Source organism: Paenibacillus sp. PsM32, assembly GCF_030433815.1.
Lineage (GTDB): Bacteria > Bacillota > Bacilli > Paenibacillales > Paenibacillaceae > Saccharibacillus > Saccharibacillus kyungheensis.
Window position 1 is genome coordinate 105,953 of sequence record NZ_JARUWY010000008.1, and the last position, 23,540, is coordinate 129,492.

The 23,540-nt window shown below is 38.9% G+C and carries 23 protein-coding genes; 12 read left to right on the plus strand and 11 right to left on the minus strand.

The annotated features are described in order from the left end of the window. Window positions 1-401 precede the first annotated feature (401 nt). From QCD85_RS15900 to QCD85_RS15920, 5 genes are all read left to right on the plus strand, one after another. Window positions 402-1,997: an acyl CoA:acetate/3-ketoacid CoA transferase gene (locus tag QCD85_RS15900; protein ID WP_301263199.1), complete on the plus strand. Its 1,596-nt coding sequence runs from the start codon at window positions 402-404 to the stop codon at window positions 1,995-1,997. A gap of 39 nt (window positions 1,998-2,036) precedes the next feature. Beyond that, window positions 2,037-3,281: an L-lactate MFS transporter gene (locus QCD85_RS15905; RefSeq protein WP_301263200.1), complete on the plus strand. Its 1,245-nt coding sequence runs from the start codon at window positions 2,037-2,039 to the stop codon at window positions 3,279-3,281. A gap of 47 nt (window positions 3,282-3,328) precedes the next feature. After that, the gene (locus QCD85_RS15910; protein WP_301263201.1) at window positions 3,329-4,288 is read left to right on the plus strand and encodes a DUF561 domain-containing protein; all 960 of its coding nucleotides are present in this window, start codon (window positions 3,329-3,331) and stop codon (window positions 4,286-4,288) included. Between the two features lie 176 nt (window positions 4,289-4,464). Further along, window positions 4,465-4,899, plus strand: a complete 435-nt coding sequence (locus QCD85_RS15915) for a MarR family winged helix-turn-helix transcriptional regulator (protein ID WP_273612987.1) — start codon at window positions 4,465-4,467, stop codon at window positions 4,897-4,899. A 337-nt stretch (window positions 4,900-5,236) separates the two neighbouring features. After that, complete coding sequence (locus QCD85_RS15920) at window positions 5,237-5,953, plus strand: YitT family protein (RefSeq protein WP_441005629.1); 717 nt, start codon at window positions 5,237-5,239, stop codon at window positions 5,951-5,953. A 50-nt stretch (window positions 5,954-6,003) separates the two neighbouring features. Here QCD85_RS15920 and QCD85_RS15925 read toward each other — a convergent pair whose 3' ends face one another. Further along, a complete protein-coding gene (locus QCD85_RS15925; protein ID WP_273612985.1) occupies window positions 6,004-7,212 on the minus strand; it encodes an MFS transporter in 1,209 nt (402 codons plus the stop codon). Window positions 7,213-7,346: 134 nt separating this feature from the next. On the opposite strand from QCD85_RS15925, the gene QCD85_RS15930 reads away from it, so the two are divergent. Next, window positions 7,347-7,895 (plus strand): RNA 2'-phosphotransferase, encoded by a 549-nt coding sequence (locus QCD85_RS15930; RefSeq protein WP_301263203.1) that lies wholly within the window; start codon window positions 7,347-7,349, stop codon window positions 7,893-7,895. Window positions 7,896-8,176: 281 nt separating this feature from the next. Here the strand turns inward: QCD85_RS15930 and QCD85_RS15935 are convergent, their stop codons facing one another. From QCD85_RS15935 to hxlA, 3 genes are all read right to left on the minus strand, one after another. Continuing rightward, a complete protein-coding gene (locus QCD85_RS15935) occupies window positions 8,177-9,193 on the minus strand; it encodes an LLM class flavin-dependent oxidoreductase (protein ID WP_301263204.1) in 1,017 nt (338 codons plus the stop codon). A 169-nt stretch (window positions 9,194-9,362) separates the two neighbouring features. After that, on the minus strand, window positions 9,363-9,935 hold the full coding sequence (gene hxlB, locus QCD85_RS15940; RefSeq protein ID WP_273612982.1) for a 6-phospho-3-hexuloisomerase: 573 nt from the start codon (window positions 9,933-9,935) through the stop codon (window positions 9,363-9,365). 4 nt (window positions 9,936-9,939) lie between these two features. Then, window positions 9,940-10,572 carry a 3-hexulose-6-phosphate synthase gene (hxlA, locus tag QCD85_RS15945; protein ID WP_273612981.1) on the minus strand — a complete coding sequence of 211 codons (633 nt, stop codon included), beginning with the start codon at window positions 10,570-10,572 and terminating at the stop codon, window positions 9,940-9,942. A gap of 267 nt (window positions 10,573-10,839) precedes the next feature. Between hxlA and QCD85_RS15950 the strand changes: the two genes are divergently transcribed. Continuing rightward, on the plus strand, window positions 10,840-11,208 hold the full coding sequence (locus QCD85_RS15950; RefSeq protein ID WP_274172899.1) for a winged helix-turn-helix transcriptional regulator: 369 nt from the start codon (window positions 10,840-10,842) through the stop codon (window positions 11,206-11,208). Window positions 11,209-11,410: 202 nt separating this feature from the next. Continuing rightward, on the plus strand, window positions 11,411-12,055 hold the full coding sequence (locus QCD85_RS15955) for an SDR family oxidoreductase (protein ID WP_273612980.1): 645 nt from the start codon (window positions 11,411-11,413) through the stop codon (window positions 12,053-12,055). Window positions 12,056-12,203: 148 nt separating this feature from the next. On the opposite strand, the gene QCD85_RS15960 is transcribed toward QCD85_RS15955, so the two are convergent. The 3 genes from QCD85_RS15960 to QCD85_RS15970 all read right to left on the minus strand — a co-directional run bounded on the left by QCD85_RS15960 (window position 12,204) and on the right by QCD85_RS15970 (window position 14,188). Continuing rightward, window positions 12,204-12,386 carry a hypothetical protein gene (locus QCD85_RS15960; RefSeq protein ID WP_301263205.1) on the minus strand — a complete coding sequence of 61 codons (183 nt, stop codon included), beginning with the start codon at window positions 12,384-12,386 and terminating at the stop codon, window positions 12,204-12,206. Between the two features lie 190 nt (window positions 12,387-12,576). Next, window positions 12,577-13,542, minus strand: a complete 966-nt coding sequence (gene msrA / locus QCD85_RS15965; protein WP_274172341.1) for a peptide-methionine (S)-S-oxide reductase MsrA — start codon at window positions 13,540-13,542, stop codon at window positions 12,577-12,579. A gap of 244 nt (window positions 13,543-13,786) precedes the next feature. After that, on the minus strand, window positions 13,787-14,188 hold the full coding sequence (locus QCD85_RS15970) for a LysM peptidoglycan-binding domain-containing protein (RefSeq protein WP_273612976.1): 402 nt from the start codon (window positions 14,186-14,188) through the stop codon (window positions 13,787-13,789). Between the two features lie 336 nt (window positions 14,189-14,524). Between QCD85_RS15970 and QCD85_RS15975 the strand changes: the two genes are divergently transcribed. From QCD85_RS15975 to QCD85_RS15985, 3 genes are all read left to right on the plus strand, one after another. Then, window positions 14,525-15,487: a Gfo/Idh/MocA family protein gene (locus QCD85_RS15975; RefSeq protein WP_367317653.1), complete on the plus strand. Its 963-nt coding sequence runs from the start codon at window positions 14,525-14,527 to the stop codon at window positions 15,485-15,487. Window positions 15,488-15,524: 37 nt separating this feature from the next. Beyond that, complete coding sequence (locus tag QCD85_RS15980) at window positions 15,525-15,899, plus strand: hypothetical protein (protein WP_273612974.1); 375 nt, start codon at window positions 15,525-15,527, stop codon at window positions 15,897-15,899. Window positions 15,900-16,121: 222 nt separating this feature from the next. Next, a complete protein-coding gene (locus QCD85_RS15985) occupies window positions 16,122-16,382 on the plus strand; it encodes an AbrB/MazE/SpoVT family DNA-binding domain-containing protein (protein ID WP_273612973.1) in 261 nt (86 codons plus the stop codon). Between the two features lie 98 nt (window positions 16,383-16,480). Here the strand turns inward: QCD85_RS15985 and QCD85_RS15990 are convergent, their stop codons facing one another. The 4 genes from QCD85_RS15990 to QCD85_RS16005 form a co-directional block, all read right to left on the minus strand. Next, the gene (locus QCD85_RS15990) at window positions 16,481-18,490 is read right to left on the minus strand and encodes a sucrose-specific PTS transporter subunit IIBC (RefSeq protein WP_301263207.1); all 2,010 of its coding nucleotides are present in this window, start codon (window positions 18,488-18,490) and stop codon (window positions 16,481-16,483) included. A gap of 2 nt (window positions 18,491-18,492) precedes the next feature. After that, complete coding sequence (locus QCD85_RS15995) at window positions 18,493-19,983, minus strand: glycoside hydrolase family 32 protein (protein ID WP_301263208.1); 1,491 nt, start codon at window positions 19,981-19,983, stop codon at window positions 18,493-18,495. Window positions 19,984-20,087: 104 nt separating this feature from the next. After that, window positions 20,088-21,068, minus strand: a complete 981-nt coding sequence (locus tag QCD85_RS16000) for a LacI family DNA-binding transcriptional regulator (protein WP_301263209.1) — start codon at window positions 21,066-21,068, stop codon at window positions 20,088-20,090. 229 nt (window positions 21,069-21,297) lie between these two features. Then, entirely contained in the window at window positions 21,298-22,122 is an 825-nt protein-coding gene (locus QCD85_RS16005; protein WP_273612969.1) for an AraC family transcriptional regulator, read from the minus strand. A 293-nt stretch (window positions 22,123-22,415) separates the two neighbouring features. Between QCD85_RS16005 and QCD85_RS16010 the strand changes: the two genes are divergently transcribed. Next, complete coding sequence (locus tag QCD85_RS16010; RefSeq protein WP_273612968.1) at window positions 22,416-23,495, plus strand: Gfo/Idh/MocA family protein; 1,080 nt, start codon at window positions 22,416-22,418, stop codon at window positions 23,493-23,495. The last annotated feature ends 45 nt before the right edge of the window (window positions 23,496-23,540 follow it).

The following is a 23,540-nucleotide window of genomic DNA, read 5'->3' on the forward strand; positions in this document are numbered from 1 at the left end:
AGAACAAGTGAATAGAACCAAAAGTAAAAGAAAGGTAAATGGAAATACTCTGCTTTTCCTAGATACATACTAGATACATATACAAAGAAATATATCAAAAATATCCTTATTATTCTTTATATAACAACACAAACTATACACTTTTAATTATCATTATATGATGTATATTAGACATATGAAATACAACCACATGAAACTATTTCAAATGGTTGTATTTATAAGATAGTGCAGTATTGCTTGCAATAAAATATTGTATACCACCTATTTTTTCATTTCAGCAATAATAACCGATGTTATGTAGTGCTTAATATATAAGGAAATAACATAATCTATCATTGGCAAATGAAAAAATAATTTTTGATGAGTATTATGTGAAATTAATCACAAGGAGAGTGTGGATCATGTCAAAAGTAATAACAGCAGCTCAAGCAGCAGCATTGATCAAAGATGGAGATACCGTAGCAGCAAGTGGTTTTGGATTATCTTGTTGGGCAGAAGAGATAGGGATTGCTATTAAAGATCGTTTTAATGAAACAGGAGCACCACGTAATTTAACTATTATGCATGCAAGTGCTGTCGGCAACCGTAAAGAAAAAGGAATGAGTCATTTAGGCATCGAGGGATTAATTAAACGTTGGATCGGTGGTATAGCTATCGCGTCTCCTCAAATGGCGAAATTAATCGAAGATAATAAATGTGAAGCTTATAATTTGCCACAAGGCGTGATTACTCAACTGTACCGAGAAATTGCAGCCAAACGTCCAGGAGTCATTACCAAAATTGGGCTAGGTACCTTTGTTGATCCACGGATCGAAGGGGCTAAAATGTCTGCTTGTACAACAGAAGATATTGTTAAAGTCATTGAATTTGAAGGCGAAGAATGGTTATTTTACAAAACGTTTCCGATTCAAATAGCGTTGATCCGCGGGACAGTAGCTGATGAACGTGGCAACTTAACGATGGAAAAAGAAGGTCTATTGATGGAAGTGTTACCTATTGCTCAAGCTGTACGAAATTCAGGCGGGATTGTTATTGCCCAAGTAGAAAGTCTAGCCAAAACAGGAACACTCAATCCCAAGCATGTCAAAGTACCGGGTATTCTTATCGATCATATTGTGATTGCTAAACCTGAAAACCATTTTCAGACAGAAGTCACACAATATAATCCTGGTTTCTCTGGTGAATTGAAAGTACCTTTGCAATCTGTTGATCCTCTACCACTAGATGAACGTAAAATTATTGCTAGACGTTGTGCAATGGAACTACAACCGAATACGATTTTGAATTTGGGTGTAGGTATTCCAGCGAATGTAGCTACTGTGGCTTTGGAAGAAGCAGTGAATGATCAACTTACGTTGACTACAGAAGCAGGTTCAATCGGTGGTGTACCGGGATCAGGTGGTAATTTCGGTCATGCTTATAACAGTGAAGCAATTATTGATCATCATGCACAGTTCGATTTTTATGATGGTGGTGGGATTGATCTATCTGTATTAGGTCTTGCTCAATCGGATGAGCAGGGCAATGTGAATGTGAGCAAATTTGGTACACGTGTCGCCGGTTGTGGTGGATTTATTAATATTTCTCAGTCGGCCAAAAACTTAATCTTTTGCGGTAGTTTTACAGCGGGGGGTCTACAGATCAGCGTCGCAAATGGTCAGTTAAATATTGTTCAAGAAGGCAAAGCTCAAAAATTTATTAAACAAGTTCAACAAATTACGTTCAGCGGTCAATATGCATCCACTACAGAGCAAAACGTTTTATATGTTACTGAACGTGCAGTTTTTCAATTGATTAAAGGCAAAATGACATTAATTGAAATTGCGCCTGGTATTGATTTGCAACGTGATGTATTAGACCAAATGGGATTCAAACCAGATATTTCTGCTCAATTAAAATTAATGGATACAGGTCTTTTTCAAGAAACATGGGGCGAACTGAAAGAAATTATTGCGACAAAAGAAAAAGCAAAACAATTAGAAGCAGTAGAAGTTTAAACGATTACTATAACTGAAGATTGAAAGGAAGCTGAATATATGGATCTTACATTAAATCGGTGGCGAATCTTAATCTTATCTACACTAATTAATTTATGTGTAGGTGCTATCTATGCGTTTAGTGTATTTGCTGGACCTTTGCAAGAAGCTCACGGATGGTCAAGAGCAGTCGTAATGATGGCTTTTACAATTAATGGTGCTATTTCTCCTATTCCTATGATTCTTGGAGGAAAGTTAGTCGATCGTGGTGGAGCTAAGCTAGCGATTTTATTAGGTGGATCGATGTTTGGCATCGGATTTTTCTTAACAGGATTGAGTAATACTCCCTGGATGTTATACCTTTCATATGGTGTCCTGACAGGGCTTGGTCAAGGGATTGCTTACTCCGGTACTATAGGTAACACGATTAAGTTATTTCCAGACAAAAAAGGGCTTGCCGCCGGAATTGTCACCGCAGGGTATGGAGGCGGAACTATTATTGCTGCACCAATCGCAGGTTATTTGATTCAAAGTAGTGGTGTAGCATCTGCATTTAATACGATGGGTCTTGTCTATTTAATTATTATTATAGGTTGCGGATTATTTATTAAAGTAGCTCCGGCTGGTTATCAACCTGTCGGTTGGACACCACCATCAACTATCCATAATACACCGAATAGTGGTCAAAGTCTGAGATGGACAGAGATGGTTCGTCAACCTAAATTCTATATTATTGCGGTATTATTTATGATCGGAGCACTATCCGGTATGATGGTGGCTTCGAATGCTTCGGCTATCGGTCAAAGTATGTTTAGCTTGACTGCTGTTGCCGCCGCGTATTATGTAAGTCTATATTCATTAAGTAATTGTCTTGGACGGGTATTCTGGGGCGCTGTATCAGATCGCTTAGGACGTTATAATGCACTGATCTGTATCTATGGTGTTATTGCTGCCATGCTTTTATTGATTGCAATGACAACGTCGACTGTCGGATTTGCTGTTGCTCTTATCGGTATCGGTCTTTGCTTTGGAGGAACGATGGGAGTATTTCCTTCCCTTGTTGCTGAGAAGTTCGGTATGAAATATTATGGCATTAATTATGGAATCACATTTATCGGGTATTCTATGGCAGCTTTTTTTGGACCAAGAATTGCGGCTCAAGTAGCAGATACGCATAACGGTGATTTTACACAAGCTTTTTATATCGCTTTGGCGATTAGCTTGTTCGGTATTTTACTAGCCTTATTCTTTAAATGGTATGAAAATCGAAATCGTACCGTTACTCTTAAAAATAAAGCTGCTTAATCGAGTGTATTCAAAATCATTTATTACGATATAAGGAGGAGTTAGACATGAGTATTACAACATTACTAGGTATCCAATATCCTATTTTTCAAGGTGCTATGGCACAGATTGCATTAGCTCCATTAGCAGCAGCAGTATCGAACGCAGGGGGATTAGGCATTTTAGCTTCAGGTGGATTTACAGCTGAACGATTACGTGAAGAAATTCACAAATGTAAACAGCTAACAAACAAACCGTTCGGTGTAAATATTATGCTAATGGCAGAAAATCGGGATGAATTAGCACAAGTTATTATTGATGAGAAGATTAAAGTAGTGACTACAGGTGCTGGTTCACCTAAAAATTATATTCCTATGTGGAAAGCAGCAGGAATTATCGTCATTCCAGTGGTACCTTCAGTAGCAATTGCTCGTAAAATGCAAGAGCTTGGTGCAGATGCTATTGTGGCAGAAGGCACCGAAGCAGGGGGACATGTAGGGGAAACGACTACAATGTCCTTGATCCCACAAGTGGTTGATAGTGTAACAATCCCTGTGATTGCCGCAGGTGGCATTGCGGATGGACGTGGTGTGGCGGCAGCTTTTGCACTTGGAGCACAAGGTGTGCAAGTAGGTACTCGCTTCTTAGCGACTACAGAATGCCCAACCCATGAGAATTTCAAATTAGCTGTTGTTCATGCTAAAGATACCGATACATTAGTGACAGGACGTACGCAAGGTGCACCTGTACGTAGCATCAAAAACAAAATGACATTAGAATATATTAAATTAGAACAAGAACATGCTTCACGAGATCAATTAGAAGAATTAGCATTAGGCTCGCTACGCAAAGCAGTACTGGAAGGCGATACTGAAAATGGATCAGTTATGGCAGGACAAATTGCAGGATTGGTTAAAGAGATCACGAGTGTAGAGCAAGTTGTTCATTCGATGTTTGCTGAAGCCAAATTAGCTTGTGATTGTATAGCAGCAAGTTCATTAGCTGTAGCTATTCCTGTTGAAGCTTAACTACTATTTTATATTCGAAAAAAAGGTCTTATAGCTCTAGCTATAAGGTCTTTTTTTGCATTTTAAAAAAAGCTTCACTATAATCGATAAGAGATACACAAGAAAATGAAAAATGAACTTTAAAGTGATTTGCATCTAGTCATATATTCTGAACTTTAAGGGAGACAACATAGAGGATGGCACAGTCTATAGGATTTTTTATTAGTAATATTGGCCGTAAATTCAGACAAACAGCTACCAACCGATTTGAAGAATTTGAAATTACAGCAGAGCAATCAGCAGTATTGAATCAATTAACAGAAAAACAAGGTATTAATCAAAAAGAGTTAGCAAGTCTGCTTGATAAACCTTCTGCAAATGTAACTCGTTTAATTGATCAATTGGAAAAGAAACATCTAGTGGAGCGAAAAGAAAGCCCTACCGATCGAAGAGCTTATTTTACATATATCACAGAACAGGGAAAAGAAATGCAACAAAATCTTAAACCTGTGAACGAATCGCTTCATGCTGATATTTTGTCAGGAGTTACCGAAGAAGAACTAGCCTCTTTCCGAAAAGTGTTAAATATTATTAACGAAAACATTAATAAATCACCTTGGAACCATTTTTAACGTACATTATACAATACTTCTTTATATTTTACACAAGCAAGCTGTTTAGCATTGCTGTTCCTGTGGTATAATTAATTTAGCTTTAGAATCTATTAACGAAAGGATCAGGATACCATGGGTCCCCGAAGGATACTTCCCCAAAGGACGGTTTGGAAACGTTATGATCTCTCTTATACTTAGCTCTTCCGTAGAGAACAAGTCACTATAGACCAACTCGAACGGAAGAGGGAATCATGTATGCGAAGGACAAAGTCCTCCAAGTTTGCCTCACGTAAGAGTCGGTCGATATCGATCAAACTTACGAGAAATAGAGGGAGCTTGTATGAGGAGAAAACAAATGGATAAAACAGTATTAATGCAGATTGCCATAATACTGCTTGGAACTTTGATTTTAGCGTTTGCTTATTATCACATTAATGTTCAGAATCAATTATCAGAAGGCGGATTTGTAGGATTAGCCTTATTAGGAAAATATGCATTTGGATGGTCGCCGGCTTGGACAGCTTTACTGCTGGATATACCAGTGATATTACTTGCATGGCGGTTAAAAGGCCGCCGATTTATGTTATTTACACTGATTGGAGCACTATCGTTTTCACTATTTTACTCATTATTTGAGCAATTATCGTTGTTTGTGGTGGACCTGCACGGTAACCTGCTAGCAGCCGCTGTATTATCTGGGTTGTTAACCGGTCTAGGAGCAGGAATCGTTCTACGATATGGTGGGGCGACCGGAGGCGATGATGTGTTGTCCAAATTGATCAGTGATTGGAGCGGTTGGAAAATCGGTAATGTATTTTTTGCAAGTGATGCGATTGTATTGTTAATCTGTCTGTTCTATTTACCGCTTAAAGAAACCATATATACCGTTTTGGCGGTATGGATTGCAGGTAAAGTGATCACATGGACGATGACAACAACATGGCAAGTACGTCACTTATTGCCGATCAAACGTACATCTACATTAGCTGTATCTGTAAGTAAAGTAGCTGTCAAACCAATAACATCTACTCCGCAATCACTACAAATCAATCATAAAAGTATCAAAGTATAAAATAAAAGCCGTCAGGTAGATCATTAAGATCAACCGAACGGCTTTTTTTGTTATATCGTTTTGGTGCTAGCTCTTTTTTCAACAAGATAATAACTAAGAATCGATCCTAAAATGCCAACTACAGCTACAGCACCACCGATCAGCGGTACATAAGGTAATCCAAGATGTGTAATCACTACACCACCGAGAAAAGCACCACCTGCATTGCCCAAATTCAGTGCAGAGTGACTGGAAGTCGCTGCAAGTCTTGGCGCTTCATGAGCCAGATTCATAATGCGAATCTGGATACCGGGCATAATCCCGAATGCGGCTGCACCCCAGAGAAAAACAAATACTAACGTTAAAATCTGATTGTGAAGTACGCTTGATAGAATAACCAATAAGATCACAAGAATAGTAAACGTTGCAATCAGAGAAGGCATTAGCTTCCAATCTGCTAACCTACCGCCTATAATATTACCTAACGTTACACCTACACCGAACATCACCAGAATCCATGTTACACTATGTTCTTGAAATCCGCTCACATCTGTGAGTAAAGGGGTAATGTATGTAAAGACAGTAAACATACTACCACAGCCAAAAGCACCGGTAAATAAAATAAGTAGCACTTGTGGATTGATTAGACTACGGAATTCTTTGGCAAGACTCGAAGGTCCAGACTGCTCAATCTTCGGAATTAAGAAAAAGATACCGATTAGTGAGATCATACCCATAATCGTAATCGCACCGAATGAAGAACGCCAGCCCAAATATTGTCCGATAAATGTTCCAAAAGGAACCCCGATAATGTTGGCGATCGTAAGCCCGGCAAGAACCATAGAGACGGCACTAGCTCTTTTCTCCGGTCGTACCAGTCTAGCCGCTATAAGTGAGCTTGCTCCCAAAAAAGTACCATGTGCTAGAGCAGTCACTAGTCTTGAAGCCATTAATAATCCATAGTTAGGAGCAATCACAGCTAGTGCATTACCCAGTATAAAAATAATCATTAACAAACATAGTAATTGCTTCTGCGGAATACGATGGGTTAATACAGTTAAGACAGGTGCTCCTACAGCTACGCCAAGTGCATAGCTCGTAATCAATTGCCCTGCTTGTGGAATCGTGACATGAAGGTCGTTAGCTACATTAGGTAGCAGTCCCATAATGACGAATTCAGTCATACCAATAGCAAAAGCACCAGCAGTCAGGCAGAACAGAGCTGCTGGAAAGCGGTCATTTTGAGGTGAAACTTGTTCTTTTGTTACAGATGGTTGCATACATGATCTCCTATTTTCTGAAATGAACTATTTTTCTCTAAAATGCTTGTACAATTTTCTGTATGTACATAGTAACATTTAAAATTCAAAGTGAGTATACACTTACTCAAAATTCATACTAAAGGAGCTTGGCGATGTTAACATCCAAACAAGAAGTACAATTAAGTAAATATATGAGTCTGATTTTGCGTCATACGCCTGAAGAATATGGAATCCTGTTAGATGCTCGTGATGGTTCGTGTACATTGGAAGAGTTAGTCCATGTGTTACGCGAGCAAAAAGGATGGAGCGAGATTACAGAAGATGATATTCGTCAGGTAGTCGCACAATCTGACAAGCAACGCTTTGAAATCAATGAAGATCGTATCAAAGCTAGATATGGTCATAGTCATACTCAGGTGCAATATGAACAAGGTACACCGCCTGAAATCTTATATCATGGTACACATGAGAAAGCATTACCACTCATATTAGAGCAAGGGCTTCTGTCTATGAATCGCCAGTATGTGCATTTATCAGCGAGTACACATTTTGCCGAATTAGCAGGTAAGCGTAGAGGCAAATTAGTCCTTTTACAAGTCGATACTGTGCGCGCGATAGAAGCAGGGGTGACTTTTTATTTTGCAGGGCATGAAGTCTGGTTGTCCGATCATATTCCTGCTCATTGTTTAACTCAGGTATAAAGATGCACCTATAATAGATATAGTCAGCATATGAACAAAGATATAACTCTTATCAATCATGGGTACAACACATATGCATATGACACGCAAATCAAAGAGGAGCGATAATGAGTCGCTCCCTTGTTGGTTTTTTTACTTTTAGCAAATACAGATCCATTATACAGATAAGTACTTAATTATGAGTCTGACAGCTATCAATAACTTATCAATGTACTTTCAATAGATAAGATTATGGTCAAATTACATAGCATATCAGAGTACAATTGACGAACATCAATGATTTAAGCTTGAAGATCAAAAGTTTCTGCTAACAAACGATACGATTTCAAGCGAGCTTCGGTATTATGAATAGCAGAGACCACAAGTAATTCATCTGTCTGATAGTCTTTAGCAAACTGTAGCATTTTTTCTTTGACCTGATCAGGTGTACCGACAACACGGAAGCGGCGTGTATCTTGAATATGTGCTTTTTCTGAATCGGTATAAGGGTATTGTGCTGCTGTTTTGGCAGATGGTAAATAAGGCATTGGATTGTTCTGACGTAGCATTAAGAAATACAGATCATTGCTACGCATATGGTATTCTGCTTCTTCCTCTGTGTCTGCACAAGAAACAGTAATCGCTGCAAGTGATTTTGGAGTGTTAGACATCAGTGAAGGTTTGAAGTTCTCTTTATAATGAGCAACTGCATCTTCACCACCGGCTGTCCCGAAAAATTGAGCAAATGCATACGAAGCGCCTGTCATTGCAGCCAGATCAGCAGTTCCACCACTCGAACCGAGTAACCACAATTCAGGAGCTGTCTCGATACTAGGTTCAGCTATCAATCCGGGGAACCGATGATCCGCAGGTAGAGCATCATTCATATAAGCAATGAGATCAACAATTTGTTGTGGATAGCGATCAGATGCATGCATCGATGGAAGTTTACCTTCTTGAAGTGCGCGTGTAGCCAGTGGCATACCACCAGGTGCACGACCAACACCGAGATCGATACGGTTAGGATAAAGTGCTTCTAATAGACGGAAATTTTCTGCTACTTTGTAAGCACTATAGTGAGGTAGCATAATACCGCCTGAACCGACACGAATTCGTGATGTCAATGCGGCTACATGAGCGATTAATACTTCAGGGCTGGAATGAGCCAGACTTGGAGAAGCATGATGTTCTGACATCCAGAATCTGGAGAAGCCTAATCGATCTGCTTCTTGCGCTAATTTTAATGTATTGGCCAAAGCATCTTTGGCATCTTCGCCTTCGTTAATATGGGATTGATCCAGTACGCCTAATTTCAACATATATAGTCACCTCTGTTTGGGATAAAATGTGATCATCGTAACTTTTCGATACTATGTTACTTTAATAGTGTAACCTAAATCATTCATCTTGTCCCATTACACACAAAAAATCCACAAAAGGAGGGGAATCCTTCTGTGGATATTGAATGCTATTTATTTAGAAATTAATCTACTCTAAATTAGCGTGATTGGTAAACATAGCTGCTGAATCTCCGCCACGATGTTCCATTAAGCGAAGCATCAATCCATCGAAAAATAATAATACAGTCTGTTCGAACAATGAACCCATCGGTTGAACAGTCTCATATTGATTATGATCGGCTGGATCTTTAGGAGAACCCGGCAATTTGACAGTTAGAGCAGACTTCTGACCGATTGTTGATTCAGGAAAAATGGTAACCGCAGCAATAGTCACTTCCGCTTTTTGCGCTTTTTCAGCCATTAGGACAAGACCTTGTGTTTCTCCAGAACCGGAAGCGATGATTAACAAATCACCTTTTCCAGCACGTGGAGTAACGGTCTCACCGACAACATACGCATCAAGACCCAATTGCATCAAGCGCATAGCGAATGCTTTTGCCATTAGACCGGAACGTCCAGCACCAGCTACAAAGATTTGACGTGCTGTCAAAATCTGTTGTACCAATGCTTCTGCTTCGACTTCAGGAATTGCTGCAAGTGTACGTTCTAATTCTTGAATAATACGATCAAAATGTGTAGAGATTCCTGCTTGGTTACTCATCAAATTAACCTTTAGTGATCAAGTCGCGAATTTGAGAAGCTACGCCAGCTTTATCGTCTTGACCAGTAATTCCGCCACCAACGATGATTAGATCAGGGTTAGCTTTGATTGCTTCTGGCAATGTTTCTAATTTGATACCGCCAGCGATTGCTGTTTTAGAGTTTTTAACTACACTTTTGATAGTCGCTAAATCTTCAAACGGATTTTGACCTGCTGCTTGACCGTCATAACCTGTGTGTACACAGATATAGTCTACGCCTAGCTCGTCCAATTCTTTAGCACGAGTTGCGATATCTTTGACATTGATCATATCTACCAATACTTTGCTACCTTGTTTTTTAGCTTCGTCTACGCACCCTTTGATAGTTAGGTCATTACTTGCACCTAGAACAGTTACGATATCTGCACCAGCTTCAGAAGCCTTCATCACTTCATAACCACCAGCATCCATGATTTTAAGGTCAGCAAGTACTTTCAAGTTAGGGAAAGCATCTTTCATTGCTTTTACAGCATGAAGACCTTCGTTAATTACGATTGGTGTACCAATTTCTACGATATCGATAAAAGGTTCTACTTCTTTTACAAGTGCAATCCCATCAGGGATGTTAACCAAGTCTAATGCTAATTGAAGTTCCATAATATATAATTCCTCCTAGTTGTATGTTTCGTTCGGTATAATGACTCGTTCGATGATTACTATCATGCTACATAGCGTAGACAGCTATCATCGACGTATTGCTAGTATAAAGTAAAAGGTGCTCTTTATGTAAGTACGCACTTTTTATTTACATAGTGTCTAAAAGTATACTGTGAACCTTTTTTCAGTTATAATGAAGGTAACGTAAAAAGGTAAATCCGTATAAAAAACAATCCTTTAGCATATGTTATTAGCCGAATTGGAGGAATCTCAATCATGCGTGAACGTATATTTAATTGTGAAAAAGAATTAACTTTATCTGTGATCGGTGGTAAATGGAAAATGTTAATTTTGTGGCATCTGGGTAAAAGCGGAACAAAACGGTTTGGTGAACTTAAAGCATTGATCCCCGGCATTACACAACGGATGTTAGTCAGTCAATTACGTGAACTGGAAGAAGATCTTATTGTGCATCGTGAAGTCTATCCAGTCGTTCCACCCAAAGTGGAATATTCATTAACCGAAATGGGCGAAACTTTAATGCCTATTCTGGATGCGATGTATAACTGGGGCAAACACTATATGGATGTGGCTGAGATCAAGCCTGTCGAGATCAAGCCAGCTTCTTGGAATTAAATTTATATCAAAAACATTTGGGCGAGCATGAATTCGTAAATAATGACGATGAATGCTCGCTTTTTTGACGTATAGTCATTGTTTTTTCTAATCAGAAACTAAAGATTCAATTACAATTTGAACACATACAGAATAAATAGTATGTAATTGGGGTATACATAGTAAAGACCGAATCTTTTTTTGCCTATAGGAGGATACTAAAATGAATATCGCAATTATTGGAGCTAATGGACAGATTGGTAAAATCTTAACTACTCAATTAGCAGCAAATCAACATAAAGTCAGTGCCGTTATCCGCAAACCGGAACAAGCGGAAGCATTAGAAAAAGTAGGTGCTCAAGCTGTACTTGCAGACTTGGAAGGATCAGTAGAAGATCTAACCAAAGTGCTTCAAGGAGCAGATGCAGTTGTTTTTGCAGCAGGTTCTGGTGGTAGCACAGGTGCAGACAAAACGTTATTGATTGATCTAGATGGAGCAGTCAAAAGTATGGAAGCTGCTGAGAAAGCAGGCATTTCACGCTTTGTGCTAGTGAGCGCATTGTATGCAGAAGATCGTACGCAATGGCCAGACGATATGAAAACTTATTATGTCGCTAAACATTATGCGGATAAAATGCTAGAAGCCAGTTCACTTGATTATACAATTATCCGTCCGGGTGGATTGTTGAACGATAGTGGTACAGGTAAAGTGAAATTGGTTGAACATTTAGGAGAAAAAGGCAGTATCCCACGCGAAGATGTCGCTTCAGTGATCGCATCCATTTTAGATCAATCCAGTACGTATCGTCGTTCATTCGATCTTGTGTCTGGTGATGATGCTATTGAAGAAGCGATTCAGTCTGTATAGACATTGATTGAATATGGAATAAGTATTGAAGCTATTTTATAAATGAATGAAAAAGAGGCACAGACGATGTATTAGTCTGTGCCTCTTTTCTTGTGATTTCGTTGTTGTTCATCAATGTATATTTTGAAAATTGGTTATGCAGAAGATACTATTTGTCTGACTTAGGATGATCTTTATCCCATTCTTCTGCTTTGGCAGTTGCAATCGCGATTGCTCGACCTTCTTCATAACCTTCATCTAGTAAAGCATTCGCGATTTCAATCGCTTTATGACGTACACGAGTATCTAAATTTTTCATAGATGGGGGATAATCTCCGTTAGTCCACGGCATTATAAACACTCCTTATCAGTAAAATAGAATAAAAGACAACGATTACTAATTATTCAACCACCTAAAAGGATGAATAAGAAGGATTCCATGTAGTTCATTTACCCGTCTATGCTTAGACGAAACGGTAGCCGGGCATAATAAAAGGCTCTCACCTTAGCGGTAAGAGCCTTAATTGATGAATCTAGTATTATTATGCTTCTTGGAACATTGCTTTGTACTCGCTGTATCCTTCAGCTTCTAGATCTTCTTTAGGAACAAAGCGTAGAGCAGCCGAGTTAATGCAATAACGCAATCCATTAGGACCCGGGCCATCATCGAACAAGTGACCTAGATGAGAGTCTGCTTCACGACTACGTACTTCAGTACGAACCATAAAGTGGCTCAAATCCATATTTTCTTTCACTTGATAATCTCGAATTGGACGGGTAAAGCTTGGCCATCCGCAACCGGAATCATATTTGTCGAGTGAGCTGAATAATGGCTCGCCAGAAACGATATCGACATAGATACCTTCCCCATGATGATCCCAGAACTCATTTTTAAAAGCAGGTTCTGTACCATTTTTTTGAGTAACATGGTATTGGATTTCGGATAGTTTGTTTTTTAGATCACTTTTATCAAGTTTGGTAGACCAGTGTTCGTTGATAAAAGCGTCCCGACCAGAACCTTTACGATAGCGTTTGTAATGTCCTGTATTTTTTTTGTGATAATCTTGGTGATATTCTTCTGCTTCATAAAAAGTCTGAGCAGGCTCGATCGGTGTTACGATCGGTTTGTCAAAGCGTCCACTAGCAGCTACTTCTTGTTTGGAGATTTCTGCTAACTCACGTTGCTCATCTGTATGATAATAGATCGTTGTGCGGTAAGAAGAACCACGATCGTAGAACTGTCCACCTGCATCAGTAGGATCTATTTGTTGCCAGTATAATTCTAACAATTTAGTATAAGGAAAGATTTCTGGATCATATACGATTTGTACAGCTTCTGCATGTCCTGTTGTTTCGGTACATACTTCTTTGTACGTCGGATTCTCTGTATGTCCACCTGTATATCCGGAGCGAATACTGATGATGCCTGGTAGTTCTTCAAAAGGGGATACCATGCACCAGAAACATCCGCCTGCAAAAGTAGCCTTTTCATATTGTGAGTTGCTCATTTATCGTTCACTCCATTTCTTTGAATAAATAATTAAAATTTAAATGATACATAATATATCTTACACTATATAAAACCCAAAAAAACAGTGTATTCAAACATTAGATACGTATAAACTGTTCATTTGGATGACATCTATTTATAAATAAAGGGACAAAAACCGCTGACATGTTGGCATGTGAGCGGTCTATAATCATATTTTGGTTTTTATAAGATATCCGGTTGGCCGATCAGATGGATCAATCTTATTTTTGTGGAATAGTCAATTGGTATCCAGCAGGTAAAAGATTGTTAGCAGCAATCAATTCATCTACAGTTACACCGTATTGAGCAGCGATTTCAGTCAAGCTAGCACCTTGTGGAACAATAACAGTTGTTGCATTTTTAGTTGGTGTTACTGCTGGAGTTGTTGGTTCAGTTGGTGTTTCTTTAGCTGTTCCAAACATAGCTTCTACTTGTTGAGATACTGCTGTTTGGTAAGCTAGGTTATCTGCACGTTGTTCTGCTTTGTCTTTTGCTTTTTGGTGATTACTTGTATCAGCAGCAGCCGATACTTGGCTTGCTCCCATAGGTGCAACAAGAGCAACAGCTCCCAGGCTAGTAGCTAAAGCAGTAGACAATAAGACTTTTTTAAATGTTGTGTTCATGATATTTTCTCCTCTGTAATTACATAATTTTTTATAACTTACTTTCATTTAGTAACTTTATGATATAAATATACCACCATGATTCGACAATTGCAATAGATGATGTATATTTTTTTGACGTTATTTTTAAAATATTTGTTCTGTCATGTTGTATACTCTTATTATAAGCTTTGCGATTAAATTCACATGAGTTATAGCTTAAAACCATATGAAATTTCAAAATAAATACAAAAAAAGATAAAATTTAAAAATCGCTTTTATCTTTTTGATATTGCTTCTATAGTAGAAGTAGTGCTGAGATAGATACATATACTTGTGATCGAAGGAGATTAGATGATGACAGAACACGAGAATAAACATATAAAACGCAAACGGATCGCTTTGATCGGGATAGGGGATATTGCTCGTAAAGTGTATTTACCATTGCTGATAAATCGTGTAGATATAGAAGTCGTAGGAATTATCAGTCATTCAGAGCAGACTGTACGCCAGACGATGGATACATTTCGACTGACAAAAGGAAGTACTGACATTGAAGATATTCAAAAGTGGAAACTGGATGCGGTATTTGTACATAGCCCAACTTCGACGCATTATGATATTGTAATGAAATGTCTGCAATATGGATTGCCTGTATATGTGGATAAACCGTTATCTTATAATATAGAAGAAGCACGCCAGATGACCTCAACAGCAGAGCAAAAAGATTTGTTGCTTGCGGTTGGATTTAATCGTCGTTTTGCTCCATTATATATGAATGCTTATGCCTGGCTAGCTGAAGCAGGCGGGTTTGAATTGTGCGAAGTGGTCAAACATCGTACCCGTTTACAAAGTGTACCTGCTAAAGAAACGGTATATGATGATCTGATCCACATGTTGGATTTATTAATGTGGTTGGGTAATGACACGTATACGGTTATGGCACATCAGCTTCGTCAGCAAGGAAATGGCAACGGTCCGATGCTTCATGCTTCTGGCATGTTGTCGTTAGGTAATGGACGATACGGAAGCTATACGATGGCTCGCAGTGCAGGAATAGATATGGAAAGATTAATTTTGCATGGTGGCGGACGTTCTGCCGAAGTGATGAATATGGATAGTGCTTATTTATATGAAAAAGATATGTTACCTCAACAGCAACAATTTGGTAGCTGGGAGACGATATGGGAACGGCGCGGATTTATGGGAGTGGTTGATCATTTTCTAGATCGTTTATCAACGCCTGAACAATGCAGTATACGCGCAGATCTGGTATTGGAATCACATATTTTAGCAGATCGATTAACGTCTGATTTATAAACAAAAGAAATAGTTCACCTCGAAAGGATGCAATATGATGGATGATTATGATTACGACAACCTAACAAGCAAAGAGCAACAGAAATTAAGAGAAGAGCAGATTGTACAAAGCTATCGTCAAGATGAAGATATGATGATTTTGGTATTTGCTCAGTGGTGTGTAAATCGTGGATTTGATGCTAAAGAATTGTACCAGACCGCTTATCCAGATCAGGTAGATAATCCACGTCTACAACAAGGCATTAATTTGACAGTGCCCAAAGAAGAAGCAGGCGATATTCCTGATGACACATTATTCGGTGTATTGTCGATGTATGGAAATGAAGATCTTGCTCTGGTTATTAGCGAAGCGATAGATACAAGAGCAGCTACAGAGCGTCGATTGGCTTCACAAGAAGGCGAAGAAGAGTAGAATAACCATGTATACAAAGCTTTTGTTATTTCCTGAAAATTAAAGGAAATGACAGAAGCTTTTATTTATTTTTGCAAATTTGAAAATTTTAACTTGGCATATTACACTGAATATGATTTAATAATAACTATTACGATTTGAAAAAAATGTAGAAAATTGTAGAATGATATATAATAGTGTCATATAGGGGTTATACTAGTATATAATTGGAGGAGAAATAACATGATGAAAGCAACTGGTATTGTAAGAAAAGTAGACGAATTAGGACGGGTCGTTATTCCAATCGAATTGCGCCGTGTAATGAATATTGATGTAAAAGATGGTTTAGAGATTTTTGTCGATAGCGATCGTATTATTTTGAAAAAATATGAGCCTTCTTGCATTTTCACAGGCGATTCAGAAGACCTTATCTATTTTAAAGGTAAAATGATTAGCCGTAGTGCTATTGAAGAATTGATGGAAGCTTACCGTACTCAACGTTAAGATTCAATATTCACTGTAACACAGTCATAATAAATGATAAAAAACCTGAGGCGGTACACCAGCATAACGTTGGTTCGCCTCAGGTTTCTTTTTGATAGTTAGGATGAGATAGTGTAAGTCACTTGCATAATAGAATGTTCATTTGCTTGAACTTGCTGAGGTTCAGCAGGTTGAATCAGCTGAATATGTTCGATACCATCGGGCACAATAACAGGTGTGATTACAGAGAGATTAGAAGATTGGATCATAGCGATATCAAATTCAATCAACAATTGCCCTGCTTGAATAGAATCACCTGATTTTACATGTAAAGTAAATGCTTGTCCTTTCAAAGACACTGTATCCAATCCAATATGAATCAATAATTGTACACCACTAGCATGTTCAACAATAATAGCATGTTTACTTTTATCCATCACATGCGCCACCGTTCCATCGAAAGGCGCGTATAATTTACCTTCGTTCGGTTCAATCGCTATACCTTCACCCATATGCTTACCGGCAAAAGCAGGATCAGGCACATGTTCTAACGGAACCAGTGTTCCACTAATCGGAGCTATAATATTCAATACAGCGGTATCAGTCGGAACGTCACTAACTGCATTAGAACTAGCAGAAGCAGAAGTTGTATTATTGATAGCAGATGAGCTTGATTCAATAGAAGAAGTGGATGGTTCTGCATAATCAATAGAATCAACAACAACGGAATCTGTAGCGGTGATCACTACTTTATCTTTGTATCCGAACAACCATGTGAGTGTAAATGCGATCGCAATCGCTACTACGTTACATAAGATATACAGTGGAAGTTGACTGTTCAAGTAAAGCAAAGTTCCTGGAATAACAGTAATCGCCATTCCTGATCCTGCTAAATGGAACAAAGAAGCCATAAAACCACCAATACCGCCACCGATTAATCCCATAATAAATGGCTTCATATAACGTAAGTTAACTCCAAAAATAGCCGGTTCAGTAATCCCTAGAAAAGCAGATAAAGAAGAAGGAAGCGCTAATGCTTTGAGCTTATTGTCTTTAGTTTTGAGACCTACCGCTAGACATGCGCCACCTTGAGCGGCCATCGCACAGGTGATAATAGCATTAAACGGATTGACACCTGTTCGTTCTAACAATTGAATTTCTAAAAAGTTGAAAATATGATGAACACCAGTTACCACAATAATTTGATGCAAAGAACCGATCAATAGCCCTGCAATTCCATAAGGCATATCCAATACATAAATAGTCGCATTCAATACTACAGATTCCAGTGAGTGGAAAATAGGACCAATTGCAAATAGTCCAAGCGTAATCATAATTAATAACGTTAGAAATGGTGTTAAAATCAGATCAATCGCTTCAGGAATCCGCTTACGCAATGCTTTTTCTAACTTCGCTCCAATCAGACCAATAACAAATGCTGGCAATACAGAACCCTGATAACCGACAACAGGAATAAAGCCGAACAATGTTAACGGATGCGCAGATCCATCGGCGACAGAATAAGCATTAGGGAGCGCAGGATTTACTAACATCAGACCGAGTACAATCCCTAATACTGGACTTCCACCAAACACACGGAATGCAGACCATGCTACAAGCGCTGGTAAAAAAGCAAAGGCTGTATCGGTTAAAACTTGTGTAAATAATAGAAAGTTAGCTGAGATATGATCAGGTGTCATACCGAAAAGAGCCAGAATCTGAGGTTGTGTTAACAATCCTCGTAATCCCATAAATAAACCTGTAGCTACAAGAACAGGAATAATAGGAACAAATACATCACCAAATGTACGAATCGAGCGTTGAAAAAAGTTCCCTGCATTTTTACTTTGACTTTTGATATCGTCTTTGGAAGTACTTTCTACGCCTAAGTTTTCAACTTCTTCAAATATACGATTTACTGTACCGGTACCAAATATAATCTGGTACTGACCTGAATTGAAAAAAGCACCTTTTACTTTATCTATGTTTTCGGTACGTTCTTGATCGATAAGCTCTTTGTTATGTACCATAATTCGCAAGCGAGTAGCACAATGAGCAAATGAGGCGATATTGTCTTTACCTCCGACAGCTTCGATGACCTGTTGAGCAATTTTTTGATTTTCAGACATGATTATTGTTCCTCCTTAGCTAACAAATCCCATTGTGTAACATCAAAGCATGCGCTTCCATCTTCCGCAAATAATGATATCCCTGTGCTATCAGGTTGAGGGAAGATACGAGCTGTTAATACTTTACGACCATCATTAGCGAAAATTTCAATCGAAGATGTATCTACAAATAGATGCAGTGTTACTGTGCCTTCATTTAGAGATAAGCTACAACTTCGTGTTGTTCCATATTCAAGCGCTAGAGGTTGACCGGATAATGAGCGATCTAAAGTTAATTTTTCAAGTTCCGGTTGATAATACAGAACGGTTTTTTCATTGTTGCCTACGCGTAACTCTATGCCTATTCGGGTAGCTTGAATATCACTGATCTGAACAAGCATTTCATACTGTACGCCTTGCATAGAAGATAGCAGGTGGTATTGGTTATCCACTGTATGATTAACATGATAACGTTGTCCACGTAGCTGAGTAAGCTCTTGAACAGGACGTTGTCGTAGTTCCCCGTGTTCGATCGTCAATTCACGTGGCAATGTGAGACAGTGCGCCCATCCTTGATGATCTGTAGGATAATCAATCTCTGGCATACCTAGCCAACCAACTAACAATCTACGTCCATCCGGTGCAAGTGTCGTCTGTGGAGCATAGAAATCGAATCCATGATCTAACTCGTAAAAGTCTCCATGATCAAATTCGCATGTGTTGAGATCCAAAGGAGCACCAATCATATAACCAGACTGATAAATATTTTGAAATGAATCTGCAAACGGTTCTATTCCTTGCGGTGAAAATAACAATATTCCTTGTTGATTGAGTTCAAAGTAATCCGGACACTCCCACATATAACCGAATGAAGGTAGGGATGTCTGTAATTCTCCTTGAAATGTCCATGTCTGTAGATCAGGCGAACGATACATAACCGCACACCCGGTATGATTGACTCGTTGAGCGCCAATGACACAGTAGTAATATTCTCCATCTTGCCAGACTTTCGGATCACGAAAATGATCACTATATCCATCAGGTACATGCTCAATCACAGGGGGGAGCTTTGAGATATGACCCTGTGTGTTCATTACAGCCATACATTGAAATGGATAACGCTTCCAATCCTTGTTACGCGTATTACCTGTATACATCAGATATAACAGATTGTCTTTTTCTATAGCGCTTCCAGAATAAGCTCCATGAGAATCATATATAGTATCAGGAGCAATCCCGATTCCTTGATTACGCCAATGAACCAGATCAGTAGAAGAAGTGTGATACCAGTATTTGATACCATGTTGTGTTCCTAATGGAAACCATTGATAGAAAAGATGATATTCTCCGTTAAAAAAGCAAAATCCATTCGGATCATTGAGTAGTCCAGCTTCAGGTTGAATATGAAAAGTCTGACGCCACGGGCTTTGATCGGCTAATACCTTCAGTGCTTCCCATTCTCCAACATCAGCTTGATCTAAGGTGCGATACAACTGTGTTCGACTCATTTTCATAAATTATTCTCCATCGCTATTGATATATTCTTTTTGCGGAACCGGTTCCAATTTGAATTAAAAAAATACACCGGAACCGGTTCCAATGTATTATAAGTCGGTATTTAACGATTGTCAACGCTTTCTCGGACAATAAGTTCGCAAGTTGAAATCGTTGTTTTTTGAACAGAATCTCCATGAATCATCTGAATAAGGTTGGTAGCGGCTAACTGTCCGGCTTCTTTGTAGTGAAATTTGACTGTTGTCAAAGCAGGATGCATAATCTCTGTAATATCATAGTCACCGAACCCTGTGATCGATAAAGTAGTCGGAATATCAATCTGTCTGGAGAGGGCTGCTTTGAATACACCGATCGCTATATTATCAGTAGCAGCGACAACAATAGAAGGGTTCCATTGATCTAGCAGATGATTAGCAGCGATGACTGCTTGATCCATTCGAAAGCCTGATTCATAATAACGGATATCATAATCAGTTGTGTGTTCAAAAGCTTGCTGGAATCCTAGTTTACGCTGGATACCTACTGCATCATCTTGTTCAGTCACCCCTAGATAAGCGATCTGGCGATGCCCTTTAGATAATACATATTTGCCTAACATATAACCAGCCTGACGATCATCATGAATAACACTATGTAACAGCGCATCATCTTGACCAATAAGTACAACAGGGATATTGCATTTCGCAATAGCCTGGCGATGTTCATCTGTAATTTTGGTTGCCATAAACAGCAATCCCGAAATCTTTTGACGGGAAAATTCATAGATCGCTTCGATCTCACGAGCTGTTTCTTGATTAGCATTAGCAAGTAACATCTGGTACTGTTCTTGGCGCAAAGTATCATCAATACCTATTAACATTTGAGATACAGCAAAGGAATCTAGTCGCGGTACAATAATCCCGATAATACTTGTTTTTTTGGCTTTTAAGCTGCGAGCAAATGTATTAGGGACATAGTTATATTGTTTAATAATGCGTTCGATTTTTTCTCTTGTTTCGTCACTGACCGAGCCGCCATTCAGATAGCGTGATACTGTACTTTTGGCAACACCGGCAGCTTGAGCAATATCGATAATCGTTTTCATAGCTGTAAGCTCCTTATAAAGATCCAAAATATTGAAATAGTTCATAAAAACATGATAGAACAAATGCTGGACTGATTTATCAAGCAATGAAATGATCTATCAAGTGATGAAATAATCTACAATGTGTATTCTGTTTATTATACATGAAAAAAGAGAGGTTCTTTAGATCAAAGAATCTCTCTACCTATAGATGATTCGTCCGTAAAATCTTGGCGTAACTGCTACCTATTTAAGTGATATGTTCACGCTTTGAGATCCGAAATTCTTTGGGTGACATGCCAAAGCGAGAACGGAATACCCGGTGGAAGTACGTATAATTTGCAAACCCGGAAGATTCAGCAACTTCTTCCAGTGGCATTGGACTAAATACGATTCGCTCTTGTGCCATATTCAGCCGAACATCAAGTGCATATTGCATAATCGTTGTATCAAATGCTTCTTTGAACAAGTGGACAGCCCGCGAAACACTAATTCCTACATACATCGCTACATCATCTAATTTGAACGCAGTAGACGCATTTTCCTCAATATAATTTTTGATTTGATACGCTAAATAGGTTTTTGGACCACTGCTAGGCTGTTCGGATAAATAACGATCGATCGATAAGCACAGAATTTTCATATAATAAGACAAAATCTCAGGATAAGGATCATCGATCCGTCTTTTTTCCATCGAAATCTGACGTAATAAATCAACGATATTATCACTAAGCGGAATTTTTATTTTAGCAGGTCGCTCTGTACGCTTCCACCATTTGTCTGCCCATTCACCACCGAAAAAGATATGATAGTCGCCGCTTTCTACCATAGGTAAGCCTGCCGCATTAGGCGTATAATCAATTTTTAGCTCATACGGTTCATCAGGTGCATACAGATGTAGATCACCTACTTCGACTTCATCCATACCTCCTTTGTAACGGAGCAAACAGTTTCCTTCGGTTTGAAAACGGAATAAGTAACTTTTGACACCTTCAGGCTCATTCATATAAAAAGGTTTTCGATGAAACGAATAACCTGCGGTGTAAACTTTACAAATTTCTCCACTTAATTCCATTAAAAATCCTCTTTTCAGCAACAAATTTAAAATTTGACCAAATAGTTCATGTTTTAATCATATTATTCATTTTAATTGAAACCAAATAGTAATACTATTGTAACGAGCTTATAAAACATCAAGATTACATCATCAACAAAAAAGGACAATGGTATGTATAAGTCCATCATACATAAAGGGTTTATCATAGCATTGCTAGATTGTCGTTATGCAGGGCAATCCTAGATATACTTATCACCAGAGGAAAAGCTTTTCTGCACCTAGAAAAACAGATGCCCAAAGGAGGATCACCTGTGGAACGAATGAAAGCTGGCTTAATCGGATGCGGTAACATCAGTGAGATCTATTTAGAAAATTTACAATCAAGTCCAGTTGTTGAAGTGGTAGCATGCGCAGATATGGTGATTGAGAAGGCTCAAGCAAGAGCTTCACAATTTAACATTGCAAACGCATTCACCCCGGAGGAATTATTTCAACAGGAAGATATTGAATTAATTATCAACCTGACGATTCCTGCGGCACATGCTTCAGTCAATCTGGCGGCACTAGCAGCAGGCAAACATGTCTATGCTGAAAAGCCATTTGCAGTATCGCTAGAAGATGGTCAACGTACCCTGTTACGAGCCAAAGAAGTAGGTCGCCGCGTAGGCAGTGCACCGGATACATTTCTCGGCTCAGGCATAGAAACAGCGCGCAAAGCGATCGACGATGGATTGATCGGTCGACCGATTGCAGCTTCTGCTTTTATGATGAGTGGTGGACCTGAATCCTGGCATCCTGATCCTGAATTTTTCTATGCGCCAGGTGGGGGACCAATGTTCGATATGGGACCTTACTATTTGACAGCATTAACAAGCTTGCTAGGATCGATGACTAGAATTAGCTCATCAGCCGGTATACAGATTCCTGATCGTCATGTTCATAGCGGTCCCAAAGAAGGTACGCCATTACGTGTACAGACACCTACACATCTGGCAGGAACGATCGATTTCGAAAACAGTGCAATCGTTACCATGATCACCAGTTTTGATATTAAAGGAGGCTCTCAACTGCCTCGGATGGAAATCTACGGTACAGAAGGTACATTAGATATTCCAGATCCTAACTTTTTTGATGGTGATGTTCGCTTGAGACGTGCAGGTTCAGAAGAGTTTGAGATTGTGCCTCCTGTATTTGAAGGAACTCGTAATGAACGTGGTAAAGGTCTGAACGAAATGGTAACAGCGATTCGCAACAATCAGCCTCACCGCGCAAGTGGTGAACTAGCATACCATGTACTTGAAGCGATGCATGCATTCCAACGCTCTTCATTAGAAGGCAAGCATGTGATTATCAAAAGTCGTGCAGGGTACAGACAAGGTAACAGCTATTAAATATCATCATCCTATACAACTATCATAAATTGTGGGAGTGAATGG

Excerpts from the sequence above, each read along its gene's own strand:
- QCD85_RS15935 (WP_301263204.1), bottom strand. The coding sequence starts at position 9,193 with ATGTTGAAATTAGGCGTACTGGATCAATCCCATATTAACGAAGGCGAA.
- QCD85_RS15905 (WP_301263200.1), top strand. The coding sequence starts at position 2,037 with ATGGATCTTACATTAAATCGGTGGCGAATCTTAATCTTATCTACACTA.
- QCD85_RS15925 (WP_273612985.1), bottom strand. The coding sequence starts at position 7,212 with ATGCAACCATCTGTAACAAAAGAACAAGTTTCACCTCAAAATGACCGC.
- QCD85_RS15960 (WP_301263205.1), bottom strand. The coding sequence starts at position 12,386 with ATGCCGTGGACTAACGGAGATTATCCCCCATCTATGAAAAATTTAGAT.
- QCD85_RS15985 (WP_273612973.1), top strand. The coding sequence starts at position 16,122 with ATGATGAAAGCAACTGGTATTGTAAGAAAAGTAGACGAATTAGGACGG.
- QCD85_RS15920 (WP_441005629.1), top strand. The coding sequence starts at position 5,237 with ATGGATAAAACAGTATTAATGCAGATTGCCATAATACTGCTTGGAACT.
- QCD85_RS15995 (WP_301263208.1), bottom strand. The coding sequence starts at position 19,983 with ATGAAAATGAGTCGAACACAGTTGTATCGCACCTTAGATCAAGCTGAT.
- QCD85_RS16005 (WP_273612969.1), bottom strand. The coding sequence starts at position 22,122 with ATGGAATTAAGTGGAGAAATTTGTAAAGTTTACACCGCAGGTTATTCG.
- hxlA (WP_273612981.1), bottom strand. The coding sequence starts at position 10,572 with ATGGAACTTCAATTAGCATTAGACTTGGTTAACATCCCTGATGGGATT.
- QCD85_RS15970 (WP_273612976.1), bottom strand. The coding sequence starts at position 14,188 with ATGAACACAACATTTAAAAAAGTCTTATTGTCTACTGCTTTAGCTACT.
- QCD85_RS15980 (WP_273612974.1), top strand. The coding sequence starts at position 15,525 with ATGGATGATTATGATTACGACAACCTAACAAGCAAAGAGCAACAGAAA.
- QCD85_RS15910 (WP_301263201.1), top strand. The coding sequence starts at position 3,329 with ATGAGTATTACAACATTACTAGGTATCCAATATCCTATTTTTCAAGGT.
- QCD85_RS15955 (WP_273612980.1), top strand. The coding sequence starts at position 11,411 with ATGAATATCGCAATTATTGGAGCTAATGGACAGATTGGTAAAATCTTA.
- hxlB (WP_273612982.1), bottom strand. The coding sequence starts at position 9,935 with ATGAGTAACCAAGCAGGAATCTCTACACATTTTGATCGTATTATTCAA.
- QCD85_RS15900 (WP_301263199.1), top strand. The coding sequence starts at position 402 with ATGTCAAAAGTAATAACAGCAGCTCAAGCAGCAGCATTGATCAAAGAT.
- QCD85_RS16000 (WP_301263209.1), bottom strand. The coding sequence starts at position 21,068 with ATGAAAACGATTATCGATATTGCTCAAGCTGCCGGTGTTGCCAAAAGT.
- msrA (WP_274172341.1), bottom strand. The coding sequence starts at position 13,542 with ATGAGCAACTCACAATATGAAAAGGCTACTTTTGCAGGCGGATGTTTC.
- QCD85_RS15990 (WP_301263207.1), bottom strand. The coding sequence starts at position 18,490 with ATGTCTGAAAATCAAAAAATTGCTCAACAGGTCATCGAAGCTGTCGGA.
- QCD85_RS15930 (WP_301263203.1), top strand. The coding sequence starts at position 7,347 with ATGTTAACATCCAAACAAGAAGTACAATTAAGTAAATATATGAGTCTG.
- QCD85_RS15975 (WP_367317653.1), top strand. The coding sequence starts at position 14,525 with ATGACAGAACACGAGAATAAACATATAAAACGCAAACGGATCGCTTTG.
- QCD85_RS15915 (WP_273612987.1), top strand. The coding sequence starts at position 4,465 with ATGGCACAGTCTATAGGATTTTTTATTAGTAATATTGGCCGTAAATTC.